The following is a 5,099-nucleotide window of genomic DNA, read 5'->3' as shown; positions in this document are numbered from 1 at the left end:
AAAGAAATATGGTCAAGCCCTCGACCTATTAGTACTGCCAAGCTGAATGCCTCACGGCACTTACACACGCAGCCTATCAACCTCGTAGTCTACAAGGGGTCTTACTCGTTAAAACGATGGGATATCTAATCTTGGAGTCGGCTTCACGCTTAGATGCTTTCAGCGTTTATCCGATCCATACATAGCTGCCCAGCTGTGCCACTGGCGTGACAACTGGTGCACCAGAGGTATGTCCATCCCGGTCCTCTCGTACTAAGGACAGAGCTCCTCAAATATCCTGCGCCCACGACAGATAGGGACCGAACTGTCTCGCGACGTTCTGAACCCAGCTCGCGTACCACTTTAATCGGCGAACAGCCGAACCCTTGGGACCGAATACAGCCCCAGGATGTGATGAGCCGACATCGAGGTGCCAAACCTCCCCGTCGATGTGGACTCTTGGGGGAGATCAGCCTGTTATCCCCAGGGTAGCTTTTATCCGTTGAGCGACGGCATTTCCATTCACATACCGCCGGATCACTAACTCCAACTTTCGTTACTGCTCGGACCGTCATCCTCGCAGTTAGGCTGGCTTTTGCGTTTACACTCTGAGGCACGGTTTCCGTCCGTGCTGAGCCAACCTTTGAGCGCCTCCGTTACTCTTTCGGAGGCGACCGCCCCAGTCAAACTGCCCACCTGACAATGTCCCCCGACCGGATTCACGGCCGCAGGTTAGAATTCCAGAAACCTAAGGGCGGTATCCCAACAATGACTCCCCGTAAGCTGACGCTCACGGTTCCCAGTCTCCCGCCTATCCTGTACATAGATTACCGAAACCCAATATCAGGCTACAGTAAAGCTCCATGGGGTCTTTCCGTCTTGCCGCAGGTAACCGGCATCTTCACCGGTACTACAATTTCGCCGGGTGGGTAGTTGAGACAGTGCCCAGATCGTTACACCATTCGTGCGGGTCGGAACTTACCCGACAAGGAATTTCGCTACCTTAGGACCGTTATAGTTACGGCCGCCGTTTACCGGGGCTTCAATTCGGAGCTCTCACTCCTCCTCTTAACCTTCCGGCACCGGGCAGGTGTCAGCCCCTATACTTCATCTTTCGATTTGGCAGAGACCTGTGTTTTTGCTAAACAGTCGCCTGGGCCTATTCTCTGCGGCTCTTTCGAGCACTCCTTATTCCGAAGTTACGGAGTCAATTTGCCGAGTTCCTTAACTACCCTTCCCCCGCTGGCCTTAGAATTCTCTTCCTGTCCACCTGTGTCGGTTTGCGGTACGGGCATCTGCTTCTATACACAAAGCTTTTCTCGCCTTGAGCCAAGTGTGCTTCCCTACTCTATTTTCGGTCCCTTACGCCCGGGTCTACCAACGCCCGGGTCACACCCTTTTCAAGTGTCCCTTTGTTTAAATTACAGATGGTTACGGAATATCAACCGTATGTGCATCGGCTACGCCTTTCGGCCTGACCTTAGCTCCCGACTTACTTGGAGCGGACGAACCTTCCTCCAAAAACCTTAGACTTTCGGCCATTAAGATTCTCACTTAATTCTCGCTACTTATTCCGGCATTCTCACTTCTGTACAGTCCACTACCGCTTTCGCTGTAACTTCACCCCGTACAGAACGCTCTCCTACCATACCTATTTAGGTATCCCAAGCTTCGGTGTATAGTTTAGCCCCGTTAAATTTTCGGCGCAGAGTCACTCGACCAGTGAGCTATTACGCACTCTTTTAATGAGTGGCTGCTTCTAAGCCAACATCCTGGTTGTCTGTGCAATTCCACATCCTTTTCCACTTAACTATACTTTGGGACCTTAGCTGTGGGTCTGGGCTGTTTCCCTTTTGACAACGAAACTTATCTCCCGCTGTCTGACTCCTGAAAAACGATTATCCGGCATTCTTAGTTTGTTAAGGTTCAGTAACCTCTCGGCCCCTAGCCAATACAGTGCTTTACCTCCGGTAATCTATTTCAAGGCTAGCCCTAAAGCTATTTCGGAGAGAACCAGCTATCTCCGGGTTCGATTGGAATTTCTCCGCTACCCACAACTCATCCGCTACCATTTCAACGGGAGTCGGTTCGGCCCTCCATAAAGTTTTACCTTTACTTCAGCCTGGCCATGGGTAGGTCACCCGGTTTCGGGTCGAATACATATGACTTCATACGCCCTATTCAGACTCGCTTTCGCTGCGGCTTCACACCTTAAGTGCTTAACCTTGCCACATACATTCACTCGCCGGACCATTCTACAAAAGGTACCCGATTGTTCCTTGATGAACTTTCGGTGCTTGTAAACACAAGGTTTCAGGTTCTTTTTCACTCCCCGTCAGGGGTACTTTTCACCTTTCCTTCACAGTACTTCTTCTCTATCGGTCACCGAGTAGTATTTAGGCTTGGAGGATGGTCCCCCCGTATTCCCACCGGGTTTCACGTGTCCGGCGGTACTCTGGATACAGATGGCTGCATCAACTTTTCGCATACAGGACTCTCACCTTCTTCGGTTGGCTTTCCCACACCATTCTGCTAAGTCTTTGCAATACCGTGCTCTGTCCGAACCCCGAAAGTATTACTACTCTCGGTTTGGCCTCTTCCGTGTTCGCTCGCCACTACTTACGGAATCTCTGTTGATTTCTCTTCCTCGCCCTACTTAGATGTTTCAGTTCAGGCGGTTCCCCTCATATGCCTATGTATTCAGCATATGATGATTAGACTTTCCTCTAATCGGATTGCTCCATTCGGATATCTGCGGATATAGCGCTCACTTACAGCTCCCCGCAGCTTTTCGCAGTTTGTCACGTCCTTCTTCGGCTCTCGGTGCCAAGGCATTCCCCTTGTGCTCTTTGTAGCTTGACCATTATTGAGATATCTTTGGTTCTTCGTTTGTAATGTTTTTCATTACCTTACAGATAATAAGCCTTCTTTAGTGTCTTACTAAATTAAACTTACCCTTTAAAATTGCAGTATTTATTACCTTCGTTTGAGTTTTAAACCTTTTTGAAAATAACTTATACTTTTCTCGCTTTATCTGCTATCTTTATTCAGTTTTCAAGGTGCTTCATCTTAACGACTTCGACTATTGCCTTTTGCCATTAAGATTTTGGTGGGCTTAAGTGGACTCGAACCACCGACCTCACGCTTATCAGGCGTGCGCTCTAACCGGCTGAGCTATAAGCCCATATTGGTTGTGGCTCATTTCTTAAGCCTTTGGTGGAGATAAGCGGGATCGAACCGCTGACCCCCTGCTTGCAAAGCAGGTGCTCTCCCAGCTGAGCTATACCCCCATATCTCTTAGGGCAGGGCCCTGAAAATTAAACAACGATAGTTACAAGTCTTTCGTAATGCTGACCTTGGATGTTAAATCAGCTTGTTTCATCTGATTAATTCTCCATAGAAAGGAGGTGATCCAGCCGCACCTTCCGATACGGCTACCTTGTTACGACTTCACCCCAGTCGCCAATCCTACCTTCGGCAGCGCTCTCCTTGCGGTTGAACTACTGACTTCGGGTATTACCGGCTCCCATGGTGTGACGGGCGGTGTGTACAAGGCCCGGGAACGTATTCACCGCGGCATGCTGATCCGCGATTACTAGCAATTCCGACTTCATGCAGGCGGGTTGCAGCCTGCAATCTGAACTGAGAACGTTTTTAGGGGTTTGCTCCATATCGCTATTTTGCTTCCCTCTGTTAACGCCCATTGTAGTACGTGTGTAGCCCAGGTCATAAGGGGCATGATGATTTGACGTCGTCCCCACCTTCCTCCGTTTTGTCAACGGCAGTCCTATTAGAGTGCTCTTGCGTAGCAACTAATAGCAAGGGTTGCGCTCGTTGCGGGACTTAACCCAACATCTCACGACACGAGCTGACGACAACCATGCACCACCTGTCTCAACTTTCCCCGAAGGGCACCTAACATATCTCTATCTCGTTAGTTGGATGTCAAGACCTGGTAAGGTTCTTCGCGTTGCTTCGAATTAAACCACATACTCCACTGCTTGTGCGGGCCCCCGTCAATTCCTTTGAGTTTCAACCTTGCGGCCGTACTCCCCAGGTGGATTACTTATTGTGTTAACTCCGGCACGGAAGGGGTCAGACCCCCCACACCTAGTAATCATCGTTTACAGCGTGGACTACCAGGGTATCTAATCCTGTTTGCTACCCACGCTTTCGTGCCTCAGCGTCAGTTAAAGCCCAGCAGGCCGCCTTCGCCACTGGTGTTCCTCCCCATCTCTACGCATTTCACCGCTACACGGGGAATTCCGCCTGCCTCTACTTCACTCAAGCTATGCAGTTTCAAATGCAGTTTATGGGTTGAGCCCATAGATTTCACATCTGACTTGCTTAGCCGCCTACGCACCCTTTACACCCAGTAAATCCGGACAACGCTTGCTCCCTACGTATTACCGCGGCTGCTGGCACGTAGTTAGCCGGAGCTTATTCATTAAGTACCGTCATTATTCGTCCTTAATAAAAGAAGTTTACAATCCGAAAACCTTCATCCTTCACGCGGCGTTGCTGCGTCAGGGTTGCCCCCATTGCGCAATATCCCCCACTGCTGCCTCCCGTAGGAGTCTGGGCCGTGTCTCAGTCCCAATGTGGCCGTTCAACCTCTCAGTCCGGCTACCGATCGCGGTCTTGGTGGGCCGTTACCTCACCAACTAACTAATCGGACGCGAGTCCATCTTCAAGCGATAAATCTTTGATATGTCTGCCATGCGACAATCATATGTCATGCGGTATTAGCATTCTTTTCAGAATGTTATCCCCCTCTTGAAGGCAGGTTACTCACGCGTTACTCACCCGTCCGCCACTAAACTGAATCAATGTCATTCCGAAGAAATCCTTCGAAGCAGTTCCGTTCGACTTGCATGTGTTAGGCACGCCGCCAGCGTTCGTCCTGAGCCAGGATCAAACTCTCTAAAATTTGTATCTTAAAGCTCTTTCGAACCTTAATATCAATTTCAGAGTTCTCTCTGCTCATCAACAAATACTTGACGTATCCGTGAATTTACGATGTTCTAAAGTACATCTTAAAACTTGTAATTCTTTGAGCTTTCCTCAAAGTCATTACGGGTTCCTTGTCTCTTTTCGTTGTTTAATTTTCAAGGTCCTGT

2 tRNA genes and 2 rRNA genes are annotated in these 5,099 nt (G+C 49.4%); all 4 read right to left on the bottom strand.

Annotated elements, in window-relative coordinates:
• Window positions 1-8: 8 nt before the first annotated feature.
• The 4 genes from BLP46_RS12475 to BLP46_RS12460 all read right to left on the bottom strand — a co-directional run bounded on the left by BLP46_RS12475 (window position 9) and on the right by BLP46_RS12460 (window position 4,909).
• Window positions 9-2,841: ribosomal RNA gene (locus BLP46_RS12475) — 23S ribosomal RNA — on the bottom strand.
• A gap of 245 nt (window positions 2,842-3,086) precedes the next feature.
• Window positions 3,087-3,163 (bottom strand) — tRNA-Ile (locus BLP46_RS12470).
• 30 nt (window positions 3,164-3,193) lie between these two features.
• Window positions 3,194-3,269, bottom strand: a tRNA-Ala gene (locus tag BLP46_RS12465).
• 110 nt (window positions 3,270-3,379) lie between these two features.
• Window positions 3,380-4,909, bottom strand: a 16S ribosomal RNA gene (locus BLP46_RS12460).
• Together the 16S and 23S rRNA genes with 2 tRNA genes alongside form the textbook arrangement of a ribosomal RNA operon.
• Between the last annotated feature and the right edge of the window lie 190 nt (window positions 4,910-5,099).

Source organism: Ruminococcus sp. YE282 (assembly GCA_900101355.1).
GTDB classification, from domain to species: domain Bacteria; phylum Bacillota; class Clostridia; order Oscillospirales; family Acutalibacteraceae; genus Ruminococcoides; species Ruminococcoides bromii_A.
Note: the sequence above shows the minus strand (reverse complement) of the source record. Positions and strands in the feature narration are given on the sequence as shown.